Annotated in this window: 15 protein-coding genes, 1 tRNA gene and 1 pseudogene; 10 read left to right on the top strand and 7 right to left on the bottom strand. The window is 68.2% G+C overall.

From position 1 onward, the window contains the following. Positions 1-240: 240 nt before the first annotated feature. Positions 241-555: an oxidoreductase gene (locus WBA97_RS40140; RefSeq protein WP_424236498.1), complete on the bottom strand. Its 315-nt coding sequence runs from the start codon at positions 553-555 to the stop codon at positions 241-243. Between the two features lie 134 nt (positions 556-689). On the opposite strand from WBA97_RS40140, the gene lpdA reads away from it, so the two are divergent. The 4 genes from lpdA (at position 690) to lipB (ending at position 5,608) form a co-directional block, all read left to right on the top strand. Continuing rightward, positions 690-2,060 carry a dihydrolipoyl dehydrogenase gene (lpdA, locus tag WBA97_RS40135; RefSeq protein WP_424236496.1) on the top strand — a complete coding sequence of 457 codons (1,371 nt, stop codon included), beginning with the start codon at positions 690-692 and terminating at the stop codon, positions 2,058-2,060. 41 nt (positions 2,061-2,101) lie between these two features. Continuing rightward, positions 2,102-3,838: a 2-oxoglutarate dehydrogenase, E2 component, dihydrolipoamide succinyltransferase gene (sucB, locus tag WBA97_RS40130; protein ID WP_424236495.1), complete on the top strand. Its 1,737-nt coding sequence runs from the start codon at positions 2,102-2,104 to the stop codon at positions 3,836-3,838. Positions 3,839-3,953: 115 nt separating this feature from the next. Next, on the top strand, positions 3,954-4,838 hold the full coding sequence (locus WBA97_RS40125) for a TIGR01777 family oxidoreductase (protein WP_424236493.1): 885 nt from the start codon (positions 3,954-3,956) through the stop codon (positions 4,836-4,838). Between the two features lie 35 nt (positions 4,839-4,873). Next, entirely contained in the window at positions 4,874-5,608 is a 735-nt protein-coding gene (gene lipB / locus WBA97_RS40120) for a lipoyl(octanoyl) transferase LipB (RefSeq protein WP_424236491.1), read from the top strand. 206 nt (positions 5,609-5,814) lie between these two features. Here the strand turns inward: lipB and WBA97_RS40115 are convergent. Then, positions 5,815-6,045, bottom strand: a pseudogene (locus tag WBA97_RS40115) (GNAT family N-acetyltransferase); the annotation flags it as partial. A gap of 143 nt (positions 6,046-6,188) precedes the next feature. Continuing rightward, the gene (locus WBA97_RS40110) at positions 6,189-6,791 is read right to left on the bottom strand and encodes a TetR/AcrR family transcriptional regulator (RefSeq protein ID WP_424236489.1); all 603 of its coding nucleotides are present in this window, start codon (positions 6,789-6,791) and stop codon (positions 6,189-6,191) included. Between the two features lie 86 nt (positions 6,792-6,877). Here WBA97_RS40110 and WBA97_RS40105 point away from each other — a divergent pair, with 86 nt between their 5' ends. From WBA97_RS40105 to WBA97_RS40095, 3 genes are all read left to right on the top strand, one after another. After that, positions 6,878-7,378: a hypothetical protein gene (locus WBA97_RS40105; protein WP_424236487.1), complete on the top strand. Its 501-nt coding sequence runs from the start codon at positions 6,878-6,880 to the stop codon at positions 7,376-7,378. Positions 7,379-7,409: 31 nt separating this feature from the next. Further along, positions 7,410-8,417, top strand: coding sequence for a lipoyl synthase (gene lipA / locus WBA97_RS40100; RefSeq protein ID WP_424236485.1), 1,008 nt, complete (start codon positions 7,410-7,412; stop codon positions 8,415-8,417). Between the two features lie 104 nt (positions 8,418-8,521). After that, on the top strand, positions 8,522-9,208 hold the full coding sequence (locus WBA97_RS40095) for a DedA family protein (protein ID WP_424236483.1): 687 nt from the start codon (positions 8,522-8,524) through the stop codon (positions 9,206-9,208). A gap of 11 nt (positions 9,209-9,219) precedes the next feature. Here the strand turns inward: WBA97_RS40095 and WBA97_RS40090 are convergent, their stop codons facing one another. Beyond that, positions 9,220-9,429 (bottom strand): KTSC domain-containing protein, encoded by a 210-nt coding sequence (locus WBA97_RS40090; RefSeq protein ID WP_424236481.1) that lies wholly within the window; start codon positions 9,427-9,429, stop codon positions 9,220-9,222. Positions 9,430-9,834: 405 nt separating this feature from the next. Here WBA97_RS40090 and WBA97_RS40085 point away from each other — a divergent pair, with 405 nt between their 5' ends. After that, positions 9,835-10,818, top strand: a complete 984-nt coding sequence (locus WBA97_RS40085; protein ID WP_424236479.1) for a hypothetical protein — start codon at positions 9,835-9,837, stop codon at positions 10,816-10,818. Positions 10,819-11,113: 295 nt separating this feature from the next. Here the strand turns inward: WBA97_RS40085 and WBA97_RS40080 are convergent. The 3 genes from WBA97_RS40080 to WBA97_RS40070 form a co-directional block, all read right to left on the bottom strand. Continuing rightward, positions 11,114-11,185: transfer RNA gene (locus WBA97_RS40080), tRNA-Val, on the bottom strand. Positions 11,186-11,217: 32 nt separating this feature from the next. After that, positions 11,218-11,667: a peroxiredoxin gene (locus WBA97_RS40075; RefSeq protein WP_424236477.1), complete on the bottom strand. Its 450-nt coding sequence runs from the start codon at positions 11,665-11,667 to the stop codon at positions 11,218-11,220. Between the two features lie 49 nt (positions 11,668-11,716). Continuing rightward, on the bottom strand, positions 11,717-12,148 hold the full coding sequence (locus WBA97_RS40070) for a DUF3052 domain-containing protein (RefSeq protein ID WP_424236475.1): 432 nt from the start codon (positions 12,146-12,148) through the stop codon (positions 11,717-11,719). Between the two features lie 230 nt (positions 12,149-12,378). Here WBA97_RS40070 and aceE point away from each other — a divergent pair, with 230 nt between their 5' ends. Further along, positions 12,379-15,153, top strand: a complete 2,775-nt coding sequence (gene aceE / locus WBA97_RS40065) for a pyruvate dehydrogenase (acetyl-transferring), homodimeric type (RefSeq protein WP_424236473.1) — start codon at positions 12,379-12,381, stop codon at positions 15,151-15,153. Positions 15,154-15,395: 242 nt separating this feature from the next. Then, positions 15,396-15,596 (top strand): hypothetical protein (locus WBA97_RS40060; protein WP_424236471.1); only part of this gene is annotated, 201 nt, incomplete at its 3' end.

Here is a 15,596-nt window from a genome sequence, read left to right as displayed (position 1 = left end):
CGGTGACGGTGTGCGAACTGCCGAAGTCGACAACAGCAGTAACGCCCTGCGTTCGATGGTTCGCTACGCAAGCTCCGCTCACGACGCCCCCTCGCAGGCTCCGTCACGCCGCTCGCGGTCGCCCTGCGCCCGATGGTTCGCTACGCAAGCTCCGCTCACGCCCACCTCACCAACACGACGGGATTCGCGCGTCAGCCTGTCAGACGTCCCCGTTCTTGGGGAGACCGCAACGGGAACCGGTCAGCCGTTCCTGCGCTTCTGCCGCTCCTGGTAGTCCCGCATCCGCTTCGGGTAGCCGACCCGTTCCACCTCGTACAGCGGCATGGACCGCTTGCGCGCGAACTCCCGCGCGGCGTCGAAGTCGGCGATCCGGCGCCGCGTCCACTCCCCGTCGTGCGCGACGAGCAACACAGTGGTTTCAGTCACATGGGTGCGGGGCTCCACGAACGCCTCGACACCCGTCCGGGCCGACGCCCAGTCATCAAGGTGCGAGGTGTCCGCCTTGCTGGCGCTCCGAACCTGCCCAGCACTCTTCTTCCGGCGGAACAACCCCACGGCGACTACCTCCGTTACGAGAACTTCGTCCCCTTCATTGTGCCTGTCCGGCCACCTCGCAAGCCTGCCGCACGTAGTGACAAGATGATGTGTGGTTGCCCAGAAGGCACACCTGCGCACCCCGAGGAGAACCCGTGACTGATACTTCCGCTGACCTCGTGATCCTGGGTGGCGGTTCGGGCGGCTACGCCTGTGCTTTCCGCGCGGCGGAGCTGGGCATGTCGGTGATCCTGGTCGAGAAGGACAAGCTGGGCGGCACCTGCCTGCACCGGGGCTGCATCCCCACCAAGGCGCTGCTGCACGCGGCGGAGGTCGCCGACCTCGCGCGCGATGGCGACCAGTTCGGGGTGAAGTCCTCCCTCGATGGCATCGACATCGCGGGCGTCAACTCGTACAAGGACGGGATCATCAGCGGCCTGTACAAGGGCCTGCAGGGTCTCGCGAAGGCCAACAAGGTCAAGCTCATCGAGGGTGCCGGCACGTTCGTCGGCGAGAACACCGTCGAGGTCGACGGGCAGCGCTACACCGGCAAGAACGTCGTGCTCGCCACCGGGTCGTACGCGAAGACGCTCCCCGGGCTGGAGATCGGCGGCCGGATCCTCACCAGCGACCAGGCGCTGAACCTGGACTACATCCCGCAGCGCGTCGTCGTGCTCGGCGGCGGCGTGATCGGCGTCGAGTTCGCGAGCGTGTGGGCGTCCTTCGGCGCCGAGGTCACGATCGTGGAGGCGCTGCCCCGGCTCGTGCCGCTCGAGGACGAGTGGGCGTCCAAGCAGCTCGAACGGGCGTTCCGCAAGCGCGGCATCAAGTACAAGACGGGTGTGAAGTTCACCGGCGCGGAGCAGGGCGAGAACGGCGTGACCGTGTCGCTCGAGTCCGGCGAGACCATCGAGGCGGACACGCTCCTCGTCGCCGTCGGCCGCGGCCCGAACAGCGCGGGCCACGGGTACGAGGAGGCGGGCGTGACGATGGAGCGCGGCTTCGTCATCACGAACGACCGCCTGCGCACCAACCTCGACAACGTCTACGCCGTCGGCGACCTGGTGCCGGGCCTGCAGCTCGCGCACCGCGGCTTCGCGCACGGCATCTTCGTCGCGGAGGAGATCGCGGGGCTGGCCCCGCGCCCGATCGACGAGGCAGGCATCCCGAAGGTCACGTACTGCAAGCCGGAGGTCGCGTCCGTCGGGCTGACCGAGGCGCAGGCGAAGGAGAAGTTCGGCGGCGCGCAGACCTACGTCTACGCGCTGAGCGGCAACGGCAAGTCACAGATCCTGAAGACCTCCGGCGGCGTCAAGCTCGTGAAGGCGCCGGACGGTCCGGTCGTCGGCATCACGATGGTCGGCGAGCGGGTCGGCGAGCTTGTCGGAGAGGCACAGTTGATCTACAACTGGGAGGCGTACCCCGAGGACGTCGCGCCGCTCATCCACGCCCACCCCACCCAGACCGAGGCGCTGGGCGAGGCGTTCCTCGCCCTGGCCGGCAAGCCACTGCACGTGCACGGCTAATCGCCGCGCGCCTGTTCACAGTTCAAGGAGTCAGCGAAACCATGGCGTTCTCCGTCCAGATGCCGGCGCTCGGCGAGAGTGTCACAGAAGGCACTGTCACCCGGTGGCTCAAGCAGGTGGGCGACACCGTAGCGGTCGACGAGCCGTTGCTCGAGGTGTCCACCGACAAGGTCGACACCGAGATCCCGTCCCCCGCGGCCGGTGTGCTGCAGAAGATCGTCGCCGGGGAGGACGAGACCGTCGAGGTCGGCGCCGAACTGGCGGTCATCGGCGACTCGGCCGAGGGCTCCGACGACTCCGGTGACGCCGGCGACTCGGGTGCCGAAGCCACCGAGGAGCCGGAGCCCGAGCCCGAGCAGGAGCCCGAGCAGGAGGAGGCGCCCGCGCAGGCCGAGGAGCCGCAGGAGTCCGAGGACTCCGGTGGGTCCGGCGAGGGCACGCCGGTGACCATGCCCGCGCTCGGCGAGAGCGTCACCGAGGGCACCGTCACCCGCTGGCTCAAGCAGGTCGGCGACTCGGTCGCCGTCGACGAGGCTCTGCTGGAGGTGTCCACCGACAAGGTCGACACCGAGATCCCGTCGCCAGTGGCGGGCACCCTGCTGGAGATCACCGCGGCCGAGGACGAGACCGTCGAGGTCGGCGGCCGGCTCGCGGTGATCGGTTCCGGCAGCGCGGCGCCCAAGAAGGAAGCGCCGAAGCAGGAGACGCCCAAGCAGGAGGCCAAGCCGGAGCCGGAACCCGAGCCGGAGCCGGAGGCCAAGCAGGAGCCCGAGCCCGAGCCGGAGCAGGAAGCCCCCAAGCAGGAGGCACCCAAGCCCGCCCCGCGGCCCGCGGCGGCCGACAACGGCGCCCGTGGCGACGGCCCGTACGTCACGCCGCTGGTGCGCAAGCTCGCCACCGAGCACAAGGTCGACCTGTCCTCGGTGAAGGGCAGCGGTGTCGGCGGCCGCATCCGCAAGCAGGACGTGCTGGCCGCGGCCGAGGCCGCGAAGAAGCCCGCCCCCGCCGCGAAGTCGGCGCCCGCCGCCAAGGCCGCCCCGGCGGCGTCGGCGGACCTGCGTGGCAAGACCGAGAAGATGAGCCGCCTGCGCCAGACGGTGTCGCGGCGCATGGTCGAGTCGCTGCAGACCGCCGCGCAGCTGACCCAGGTGGTCGAGGTCGACGTGACCAAGATCGCCAAGCTGCGGACGCGGGCCAAGTCGGCGTTCGAGGCGCGTGAGGGCGTGAAGCTCACGTTCCTGCCGTTCTTCGCGAAGGCCACCGTCGAGGCGCTCAAGCAGCACCCGAAGCTGAACGCGTCGATCAACGACGAGACCAAGGAGGTGACCTACCACGGCGCGGAGCACCTCGGCATCGCGGTGGACACCGACCGCGGTCTGCTCACCCCGGCCATCCACAACGCGGGTGACCTCTCCGTCGCGGGCCTCGCACACAAGATCGCCGACCTGGCCGAGCGCACCAGGGCGAACAAGGTCACGCCGGACGAGCTGTTCGGCGCGACGTTCAACCTGACCAACCTCGGCAGCCAGGGCGCGCTGTGGGACACGCCGATCATCCAGCTGCCCCAGGTGGCGATCCTGGGTGTCGGCCTGGTCGTGAAGCGCCCGGTGGTGGTCACCGACGAGGACGGCAACGACACCATCTCGATCCGCTCGATGATCTACCTCGCGCTCACCTACGACCACCGCCTCGTGGACGGCGCGGACGCGGGCCGGTTCCTGACGACCATCAAGAACCGCCTGCAGGAGGGCAACTTCGAGGGCGAAATCGGCCTGTGAGCGGAGCTTGCGGAGCGAAGCAACGACGCTGGGAGACCCGAACGGCCGCTCGGAGCCTGCGAGGAGCGGCCTGTGAGCGGAGCTTGCGGAGCGAAGCAATGAGGCTGGGAGGCCCGTGAGAATCGTGGTCGCCGGTGCGTCCGGCCTCATTGGGTCCGCGCTCGTCGCCGAGCTGTCCGGGGCGGGGCACGACGTGACCCGCCTCGTCCGGCGCGAGGCGATGACCGCCGACGAGCGGACGTGGGACCCACCGGCCGGACGCGTCAGCGACCTCGTGTTCGCGGGGGTGGACGCCGTGGTGAACCTGTGCGGCGCGCCGATCGCTGGCGGCCGGTGGAGCCACGCACGCAGGCAGCTGCTGGTCAACAGCAGGGTCGAGCCGACCGAGGTGCTGGCCGCGGCCGTCGCGGAGCACGGCATCCCGCTGCTGGTGAACGCGTCCGCGGCCGGTTACTACGGCGACAAGGGCAACCAGGTCGTCGAGGAGTCCGCGCCACGCGGCGCCGGGTTCCTCGCCGACCTGTGCGACCAGTGGGAGTCCGCGACCGAGCGCGCGGCCGGCGCGGGCGCCCGCGTGGTGCTGCTGCGGACCGGGCACGTGCTCGCGGGCAAGGGCGGCTTCGTCGGCATGCTCAAGCCGCTGTTCAAGCTGGCGCTGGGCGGCAGACTCGGCAACGGCCGCCAGTACATGCCGTGGATCCACGTCGCCGACCAGACGGCGGCGATCCAGCACGTCCTCGAGCACGACACCATCTCGGGCGCGGTGAACGTGTGCTCACCGAACCCGGTCACCAACGCCGACTTCACCGCCGCGTTCGCCCGCGCGGTGCACCGCCCAGCGCCGTGGTTCGCGCCGTCGCCCGCGATCAGGCTGGCGGTCGGCGACAGCGACGGGGAGATCCTCTACAGCCAGCGCATGGTGCCTGCGGTGCTGGCGAGCGACGGGTTCACCCACCGGCACACCGACCTCGACGAGACCTTCCGTGACCTGCTCCAGTAGTGCTCTGGGCTGTCGCGAGTGGACGGCGTAGGGTCGTGGAGGTGACTTCCTGTCGCGCGTCTGGCGCTCCCGTGCACATCCGTGAGCTCGGCACGATCGACTACCTCGAGGCGTGGCAGCTGCAACGCGAGGTGGCCACGGCCCGTGCCGACGAGACGGGGCCCGACACGCTGCTGCTGCTGGAGCACCCGTCGGTGTACACGGCGGGCAAGCGCACGGAGCCGGACGAGCGGCCAGACGACGGCACCCCGGTGGTGGACGTCGACCGCGGCGGCAAGATCACCTGGCACGGCCCCGGCCAGCTGGTCGGCTACCCGATCGTGAAGCTGGCCGACCCGGTCGACGTCGTGCAGTACGTGCGCCGCGTCGAGGAGGCACTGATCGCCGTGTGCGACGAGCTGGGCGTGCACACTGGCCGCGTCGAGGGCCGCAGCGGCGTGTGGCTGCCGGGCAACGACCACCAGTGGGAACGCAAGATCGCCGCCATCGGCATCCGCGTGCAGCGCGGCGTCACCATGCACGGCTTCGAGATCAACTGCAACGCCGACCTGTCCGCGTTCGACCGCATCGTCCCGTGCGGCATCCGCGACGCGGGCGTGACGTCCCTGTCGAAGGAGCTGGGCCGCACCGTGTCCGTCGACGAGGTGGCCCCGCTCGCGGCGAAGCTCGTCCTCGAGGCCCTGGAGGGTGCGCTACCGGTCGAGGATCGCTGGCTGCCGAGGTGGACGCCGTCCAGCCCGGGCGTCAGCTTCGAGTTGGCGCAGCGGTAGCAGGTCCCCGGAGGCGGCGTCGACCCCGGCCCGCCCGGCTCGGAACCGTGCAGTCGCACGCCTGGTGAGTGGCCGAGCGGCAGCATCATCTTCACGTCGTCGAAGCGGTCGTCGCCGACCACGATCCGGTTCGGCAGCCTGCCCCATTCGCGGAAGCCCACCTCCTCGTACAGCTGGATGGTGCCGTGGTTGTTGCCGCGGACGCCGAGCGTGAGCAGCTCGATCCCGGCGCGCCGCGCGTCGTCCACCAGCGCGGTCATCACGCGCCTGCCCAGCCCCAGCCCGCGGGCGGCCGGATGCGCCATGACCTTGCCGACCTCGGCCGACGTCCGGAACACCGGCGGCCGCTCGCGCCGCCACGTGCCCATCGCCTCGACCACGCCGTCGACCCGCGCGAGCACGAGCGCGCCGTCGCCGTCGCCGACATCGGCGAGCACGTCGTCCAGCCACGAGTCGGTCTCCGCGCGGGACGGCGGTTCGAGGTAGCCGACCGCGCCGCCGTCGGCGACCACCGCGTGCAGCACGCGGTGCACGGCTTCGCGCAGTGCTTCCGGTGCTTCTGCGGGCCAGTGCAGCTCGATCACGACGGCAGGGTCGCCCGCCGCATGCCGGTCATGACCGCGGTGATGGTCTTCGTCACGTCGGCCGCCGCCCCCTTCGGGTCCGACGCGGTCGCGATGGTCTCCGCGCCCGCCGACAACGCGCCGAACAGGATGCGGGTGGTGGCCTCGACCGGCAGCCGGTCGATCTCACCAGCCTCGATCAACGACTCGATCGCACCGCGGACCAGCCCGAAGCAGAAGTGCTCCTCGGCCTCCCGCCAGCGCTCCCAGCCCATCACCACGGGCGCCTCGTGGATGACGATCCGCTGGTAGGAGGGCTCCAGGCAGACCCCGACGTAGGAGTGGATGCCGACCATGGCGCGTTCCCACGCGGCTCCGTCGCCTTCGACCACGTTCGTGAGGCGAGCGACGGCGGCGGTCCCCACCTGGTCGAACACCGCCTCGAACAGTGCCTGCTTGCCGCTGAAGTGGTGGTAGAGGGCGCCCTTGGTCACGCGGGCGGTCTTGACGATCGCGTCGAGCGAGGTGGCCGCGTAACCCCGCTTCGTGAACAGCTGAAGCGCCGAGTCGACCAGGGCCTGTCTGGTCGACTCGGTGTAGTCGACGCGTCTGGACCGCATTGTCACCACGCTCACAACCGTACGACACATAGGGGCCACATACCGGTGGTACGTTGATGTTGTTCGACCATACCGACGGTATGTCAATGACCAACGGTATGACCGAGATCACCCAGGGGGCAGCTATGGGTTGGCAGGATTTCTACGCCCGCAGGGACGCACTGAACGCGGCCGTCGAGCAGGGGGAACTGCGGCCGAGCGACGCCTTCCCCGACGAGCGTGACCTACTGGCCGCGCTCCAGCACCGCTGGTCCCAGCGGCTCACCGCCCGCATCGAAGTGGCCGGGCTCGAGCACACCGACCCGATGGACACGGTGGGCGAGGCATGGCGCAGCACGGCGAAGGACAACCCTGACCTGCGTGCCCTCCTCGACACCCACGCGGACGACCCGGCACTGCACCCGCTCATCGACGCGGAACACCGCGGGCTGGCACGCGCCGCCGGACTGACCGAACCCGGCGACTCCCCGGCCGAAGAGGCATCGATCGGCGCCGCGTTCGTCGCACTGCAACGCACCGCCCCGGCGGGCACCCCGCGACGCAACCCGGTGGAACGCCTGTTCCGCCGCCTGGGCGCCTCAGCCTGACGCGCCGGTGAGTGGGCGTAGCCTGAACGGCGTGACGATCGCCCCCGAAGGTCGAAAGCTGCTGCGTCTCGAGGTACGCAACAGCGAGACGCCGATCGAGAAGAAACCGGCGTGGATCAAGACGCGCGCGAAGATGGGCCCCGAGTACACCGAGCTCAAGAGCCTGGTGCGGCGTGAGGGCCTGCACACCGTGTGCGAGGAGGCCGGCTGCCCCAACATCTACGAATGCTGGGAGGACCGGGAGGCCACGTTCCTCATCGGCGGCGAGCAGTGCACGAGGCGATGTGACTTCTGTCAGATCGACACCGGCCGCCCGGCCGAGCTGGACCGCACCGAGCCGCGCAAGGTCGCGGAGTCGGTGCAGGCGATGGGCCTGCGGTACGCGACGGTCACCGGCGTGGCCCGCGACGACCTGGAGGACGGTGGCGCGTGGCTGTACGCGGAGACCGTCCGGCAGATCCACACGCTCAACCCCGGCACCGGCGTCGAGCTGCTGATCCCCGACTTCAACGCCGACCCCGACCAGCTGGCCGAGGTGTTCGGGTCGCGGCCGGAGGTGCTCGCGCACAACCTGGAGACCGTGCCGCGGATCTTCAAGCGCATCCGGCCCGCGTTCCGCTACGAGCGGTCGCTCCAGGTGATCACCGAGGCCCGCGAGTTCGGCCTGGTCACCAAGTCGAACCTGATCCTGGGCATGGGTGAGACGCCAGAGGAGGTCACGACCGCGCTGCAGGACCTGCACGACGCGGGCTGCGACATCATCACGATCACCCAGTACCTGCGGCCCTCGCTGCGCCACCACCCGGTCGACCGGTGGGTGAAGCCGGAGGAGTTCCTCGAGCACAAGGAGTCGGCGGAGGCGATCGGCTTCGCCGGGGTGATGGCCGGGCCGCTGGTCCGCTCGTCCTACCGCGCGGGCCGGCTGTACGCGCAGGCCATCGCACACCGCGGCGAGGAGGTCCCCGACGCGTTGCGGCACCTCGCGGCGGCCGGCCCGGCGTCGCAGGAGATTTCGTCAGTCCTGAGTAGGCAGGCGTAGTCAGCTCCTGGGTTGATGTCAGGGGGAACCCGGATGTGATTTCGTCGGTCCTACTGCCAGACTTGGCGCGTCTGCCGGGGGAAAACATCTGAGGGGAGCGGATCGTGGCTTTGGTGACCGACGTCCTGGAGTGGTTGCAGGCTTTGCCGCAGCCGGCACTGGTGGGGGCCACGGGGGCGCTGGTCTTCGCGGAGTGCACGATCGGTCTCGGATTCATCGCACCGGGCGAGGGCGGCCTGCTGGTCGCGGCCACCACGGTCGACTCGGTATCGCGGTTCCTCGTGCTGTGGGGTGTGGTCACCGTCGCGGCGGGCATCGGCGACTCGATCGGATACGCCATCGGCCGCCGCTTCGGCCCTGCCCTGCGCGAGACGAAGCTCGTGCAGAAGTACGGCGCGGAGGGCTGGGACAAGGCCACGGACATCCTGCGGCGCAAGGGGGCGTGGGCGGTGTTCTTCGCCCGGTTCCTGCCGGTGGTCCGCACACTGACACCGGCGGCGGCAGGCACGTCCGGGCTGCCGTACCGCAAGTTCCTGCCCGCCGTGGTCGCGGGTGCGGCCTGCTGGTCGGCCATGCACATCGCGATCGGCGCCGCGCTCGGTGAGGCCGCGAAGCGCATCGAGGGCGTCATCAGCACCGGTGGCCTGGTCGTACTGGCCGTCGCCGTGGTGGCCGCCATCGTGATCGTCACGGTCCGCAAGCGCCGCAGGAAGGCCCGCACCGAGGTAGTGGTCGCCGCGATCCCGATCACCACCGGCGACGCGGACCCGGAACTCGAACCGGCAACCTGACCGGTCGTCAATCAAACGCGGCGGAATTCGTAATTCGCCTTGATCTCCTGGTTGTAATACCGCCCGACGCTGCCCGCACTCACGAGCGCGAAATACTCCCGCGCGGGCACGTCGAGGTACTGGTACACGGCACCGCCGTCTACTTCCACCTCGAGCATGCGGCGCTTCTTGTCGTACCCGACAGACACCACAACGGACGACGTGACCGGCTGGCGGTACATGCCCACCACGCTACGCCCGTTTCTCACCCTCGCGGGTGATTAGCCCCGCCAGAAGTAACGCACTGTCACCACGGGCCGATCAACACCACGTAGGAGTACAGCGGACCGAGGCCCGCGGCACTCGAGCACTGGGGATCTTTTCCACACCCGCACAGATCGTTCCCAGTAACGATCAGGATTCCCGCTCGGCGCCGCGGCCGCCTCTTCCCCGGCAGCCTCCACACCGGACGCGACCTCCCCGGCATTTGCCCCCGGCCCACCTACAAGGCCGACAGCGGTCCAGAAGCGACCATCCGCTTCTCCACCCGGTGAGAAGTGACACTCGCGAGGTACAGATACTCGTCGCCGTCGCACCGCGTGAGGTGATCTTCTTTGCCAGGCGACCGCCTACACTGATGCCTGCACGTGCAGACTCACCTGCCTTCGAAGAAGTACCCGATCGCAATACAACCAGGTACCTTCCTCGCTTATTCTGAGCTGAAGTCCTTTGTTGCGGGGGAGGCACACGACATGCTCAAAGGCTTCATCGACTGGTTCGATTCCCACATCACCCGCGAGGAACCCTCGGCGATATTGAAGTCTCTTATCGGGTTCATGACGTTTGCCGGCCTGCTTGGCACCATCTTCGGCAACCACGCGATCCGCGCGGGGGCATTTGCCGTCGTAATCACGTTCGTGCTGTCGGTCATGCTCCTTCTCATAGCCGATCGACGACGCCTCAAGCGGGCCTACGACCTGCAACGTGCCCGTCTCGCCCGGTACTGCGACTACGTCATCGAGAACACGCCCGCCCCGCAGATCTCGATCGAGTCCTGGCAGCAGGCGGTGTACGTGCGGCCGAACGGGGACGTACGCGAGGTGCTCAACCTGAAGGCCGTTGCGCTCGGAGAGAAGGTGCACTTCGTTCGACTGACGGCCGGAAGCAGATGGGACCAACCCGACAGGTACAGACGCGATGTGAAGGTGACCGCCCGGAGTATTTCGGCCGATGGGACACCCGGTCCACATTGGTACGTAACCACCTCATGGCAGTCGGCGCACAAGATGGTCTCGATCCCTCATCTCCGTCGCGCCATCGGCCGCGGCGAGGAGGTCTCGTTTGAGATGGTCCGCGATTGGCCTGCGAAATGCTTGCCCATGATGCGACAGAAAGAGGCCGAAGACTTCACCCTCTGCACAACGAGTCGCCTGCCAGTACAAAGCGCCGAGTACCGCGTGGTGCTTCCTCGGGGATTCGACGCCGTGCACGAACTCATCGGGTCAACGCAGCCCGACGTGCACCTGTCCGCGGAAACAAAATACGACCAGGAAAACCGCAGGGTTTTCATATGGCGCTCGGACAGCATACCCACACTCACCACCGTGGGAATACGGATCGAACTAAAGTAGCCGCTCCCCGACAAGCGGACTACTTCGACATAATGGCTACGTGTCGCCGTCTTCTCCACCATGGAGCATGATAGATCCTTCAATTGAGCGATTGACTCAATAGAGACACCGCCACACATTGAATTCCACATTCAACGCAAGTTGATCTGCCACCAATATCACAGGTGACGCCGAAAATGGGATGCCTCTACGTCCAGGTGCACCGGGCTTATGGAGAGGCGGGGGTTCCCGGCTCTGTCCACTGCGGCACGATACTGGGTCCGCCCCGCGATGACCATCCATTCGGGGGGGTCGGTGGGCGCAGCAGGGATCGAACCTGCGACCGCTCGGGTGTAAACCGAGTGCTCTTCCGCTGAGCTATACGCCCGTGGTGGCCGAGCTCGCGCCCGGCCGGAACGGTCACAGACTCGCGACCGCCTTCTTCCACGCTTCCTGGTCCCTGGCCTCGCCGGGCTGGTTGACCTCCGCGAACCGGACGACGCCGCCCTTGTCGATCAGGAACGTGCCCCGGTTCGCCATGCCCGCCTTCTCGTTGAAGACGCCGTACTGCTGGGCGACAGCACCGTGCGGCCAGAAATCCGACAGCAGCGGGAACTGGTAGCCCTCCTCCTCGGCCCACTTCTTCAGGCTGAACGGCGTGTCGACGGACACGCCGAGCACCTGGACGCCCTCGAACGACGAGAGGTCGTCGCGGAGCTGGCAGAGCTCACCGGTGCAGATGCCGCTGAACGCGAAGGGGTAGAAGACCAGCAGCACTGGCTTCTCCCCGACGTACGACGACAACGACACGTCCTGCTTGTTGTAATCCTTTAGCGTGAACTCCGGCGCCTTGGAACCAACGTCGACCACCGAGCTGCCTCCTCCGATACGTGAGTGCCGAAGGACAGCCTAACGAAGCTCAGCGCTTGGTCTTCGCCGACTTTGGTGACACAAGTCTCGTCGCCGACCAGTCGCTGCCGACGCTGGCGCTGGACGTCTGCGCCAGCCCCGCCGTCGGCACGGCCTCGGCGATCTCACTCGGCTCGACGTGTCCGTCGCGGCCGGTCTTGGGGGTGAGGACCCAGATCACACCGGTGTCGGCGAGGGGGCCCATGGCATCCATGAGCGCGTCCACGAGGTCGCCGTCCTCCTCGCGCCACCACAGCAGCACGACATCGACAACATCGTCGGCATCCTCGTCCAGCAGATCACTGCCGATCTGCTCCTCGATAGCGGCACGGACGCCGTCGTCGACGTCCTCGTCCCACCCGAGTTCCTGGACGACCATCCCCGGCTCGATCCCGAGCCTCTCGGCGACACCGGCCCTGCCAGCGTCTCCCGCGGCGACCACGGCTTCTCACTCCTCCTCGAACGCCACCGCGGCGGCCACAAATCGGCCTACCGCGAATCGTATTGGCACAGCGAACACTGACCTTGCCCTACCGCGCAACCACCCACGCCGGGTTTGCCCTGGACGGACCATCTCAAAACCGGCACTTACTCGTCGGTAAGGATGACCTGAGCGGCCATCGAGACGACGATGGCAGAGTTACCGGCATGAGCGCAGGCACTGGAGACCCCTTGGCTACGCAGAACAGCGAAAACAGCAGGAAACAGCCCGAGCGGGTCCGGGTCATCCGCGACGGTCTCGCGGCGCACCTTCCGGACATCGATCCGGACGAGACCGCGGAGTGGCTCGAGTCGTTCGACTCGATGCTCACCGCCGGCGGCCAGCAGCGTGCGCGCTATCTGATGCTTCGCCTGCTCGAGCGTGCCAGGGAAAGCCGGGTCGGCGTACCGTCGCTGACCAGCACGGACTATGTCAACTCGATCCCCACCGACCAGGAACCGTGGTTCCCTGGCGACGAGGAGACCGAACGCCGCTACCGGGCGTGGATCCGCTGGAACGCCGCGATGACCGTGCACCGCGCGCAGCGGCCCGGCGTCGGCGTCGGCGGCCACATCTCGACCTACGCGTCCTCGGCAACGCTCTACGAGGTCGGCTTCAACTGGTTCTTCCGCGGCAAGGACCACCCCGGCGGCGGCGACCAGGTCTTCTTCCAGGGCCACGCCTCCCCCGGCATGTACGCGCGTGCCTTCCTCGAGGGCCGCCTGTCCGCCGACCAGCTCGACGGCTTCCGGCAGGAGTACTCCCACGGCGGCCCCGGCGCGGGCCTGCCGTCCTACCCGCACCCCCGGCTGATGCCGGACTTCTGGGAGTACCCGACGGTGTCGATGGGCCTCGGCCCGATGAACGCGATCTACCAGGCGCGGTTCAACCGCTACCTGCAGGCGCGCGGCATCAAGGACACCTCCGACCAGCACGTCTGGGCGTTCCTCGGCGACGGCGAGATGGACGAGCCGGAGTCGCGTGGCCTGATCCACGTCGCCGCGAACGAGGGGCTCGACAACCTCACGTTCGTGATCAACTGCAACTTGCAGCGCCTCGACGGCCCGGTGCGCGGCAACGGCAAGATCATCCAGGAGCTGGAGTCCTACTTCCGGGGCGCCGGCTGGAACGTCATCAAGGTCATCTGGGGCCGCGAGTGGGACTCGCTGCTGCACGCCGACCGCGACGGCGCGCTCATCAACCTGATGAACACCACGCCAGACGGCGACTACCAGACGTACAAGGCCAACGACGGCGCGTTCGTGCGCGAGCACTTCTTCGGGCGGGACCCCCGCACGAAGGAACTCGTCACACCCATGTCCGACCAGGAGATCTGGAACCTCAAGCGCGGCGGCCACGACTACCGCAAGGTCTACGCCGCCTACCAGGCCGCGAAGGGCCACCACGGTCAGCCGACGGTGATCCTCGCCAAGACCATCAAGGGCTACGGCCTCGGGTCGCACTTCGCCGGGCGCAACGCGACGCACCAGATGAAGAAGATGACCCTCGCCGACCTGAAGCAGTTCCGGGACTCGATCCACATCCCCATCTCCGACGCTGACCTGGAGAAGAACCCGTACCTGCCGCCGTACTACCACCCCGGCCCCGACGCGCCGGAGATCCAGTACCTGCTGGAGCGGCGCCGCCAGCTCGGCGGGTTCGTGCCGGAGCGGCGGGCCAAGACCAAGGCACTCGTGCTGCCCGGCGACAAGGTCTACGACGTGGTCCGGCGCGGCTCCGGCAAGCAGGAGGTCGCCACCACCATGGCGTTCGTCCGGCTGGTCCGCGACCTCGCCAAGGATAAGGAGATCGGGCACCGCCTCGTGCCGATCATCCCGGACGAGGCACGCACGTTCGGCATGGACTCGATGTTCCCGACGCAGAAGATCTACAACCCGCACGGGCAGATGTACACGTCCGTGGACGCCTCGCTCATGCTCAGCTACAAGGAGAGCGAGCAGGGCCAGATCCTGCACGAGGGCATCAACGAGGCCGGGTCGACCGCGTCGTTCACCGCGGCGGGCACCTCGTACGCCACGCACGGCGAGCCGATGATCCCGATCTACATCTTCTACTCGATGTTCGGCTTCCAGCGCACCGGCGACGGCCTGTGGGCGGCGGCGGACCAGATGGCACGCGGGTTCATCCTCGGCGCCACCGCGGGCCGCACCACGCTCACCGGCGAGGGCCTCCAGCACAACGACGGGCACTCACTGCTGATCGCCGCGACGAACCCCGCCGTGCTCACCTACGACCCGGCGTGGTCGTTCGAGATCGCGCACATCGTCAAGGACGGCCTGCGCAGGATGTACGGCGACCAGGCGGAGGACATCTACTACTACCTCACCATCTACAACGAGCCGTACGTGCAGGCACCGGAGCCGGACGGCCTCGACGTCGAAGGCCTCCTGCGCGGGCTGTACCGGTACGCGAAGGCACCGGATGGCGACGGCCCGAGGGCCAACATCCTCGTGTCCGGTGTCGCCATGCCGTGGGCACTGGCCGCGCAGCAGAAGCTCGACGAGGAATGGGGCGTCTACGCCGACGTCTGGTCCGCCACCTCCTGGGGCGAACTGCGCCGCGACGCCGTCGAGACCGACCGGCACAACTTCCTGCACCCGGAGGCCGAACCACGCAAGCCATACGTGACCTCCGCCCTGGAAAACGCGGACGGCCCGGTCGTGGCGGTCTCCGACTGGATGCGGGCCGTGCCCGACCTCATCCGGCCGTGGGTCCCCAACGAGATGCTGACGCTCGGCACCGACGGCTTCGGGTTCTCCGACACCCGTCCGGCCGCCCGGCGCCACTTCCTGGTCGACACCGAGTCGATCGTCGTCGGCGTGCTCGCGGCACTGGCCAAGGCAGGCGAGATCGACCAGAACAAGGTCGTGGAGGCCGCGAGGCGCTACCGGATCGACGACATCACGGCCGCGGGACCACAGACGTCCGACCCGGGCGTCTCCTGACGCTCGGTCACTCTCGGACCTGCACTGATGAATCAGTAGCACGATCGGGGTACTGAGCTTGGCATCCGCTCCCCGCACCCTCCATAGTGGAGTCACCGGTGGGGACCGGGGAGAGGCCCCGCCCGGCGAAGCCGGGCGGGGCTGTTCGGTGTCTGCGCCACCTTCCCCTTGCTTCGCCTCAGTGTCTGCCGGGGGGCCGAGCCCCCCGAACCCCCCACGGTGCGTTCGGTTGCCAACCCAGCGTGGTTGCCTTCGGCTTCGGCTTCGGCTTCGGCTTCGGCTTCGGCTTCGGCTTCGGCTTCGGCTTCGGCTTCGGCTTTGGCTTCGGCTTTGGCTTCGGCTTTGGCTTCGGCTTTGGCTTCGGCTTTGGCTTCGGCTTTGGCTTCGGCTTTGGCTTTGGCTTTGACTTCGGCTTTGGCTTTGGCTTTGGCTTTGGCTTCGGC

It is taken from the genome of Actinophytocola sp., from assembly GCF_049647105.1.
In the GTDB taxonomy this organism is placed as follows: Bacteria; Actinomycetota; Actinomycetes; order Mycobacteriales; family Pseudonocardiaceae; genus Actinophytocola.
This window is presented reverse-complemented; position numbering and strand designations above follow the sequence as displayed.

Excerpts from the sequence above, each read along its gene's own strand:
- WBA97_RS40105 (WP_424236487.1), top strand. The coding sequence starts at position 6,878 with ATGACCAACGGTATGACCGAGATCACCCAGGGGGCAGCTATGGGTTGG.
- WBA97_RS40090 (WP_424236481.1), bottom strand. The coding sequence starts at position 9,429 with ATGTACCGCCAGCCGGTCACGTCGTCCGTTGTGGTGTCTGTCGGGTAC.
- WBA97_RS40110 (WP_424236489.1), bottom strand. The coding sequence starts at position 6,791 with ATGCGGTCCAGACGCGTCGACTACACCGAGTCGACCAGACAGGCCCTG.
- sucB (WP_424236495.1), top strand. The coding sequence starts at position 2,102 with ATGGCGTTCTCCGTCCAGATGCCGGCGCTCGGCGAGAGTGTCACAGAA.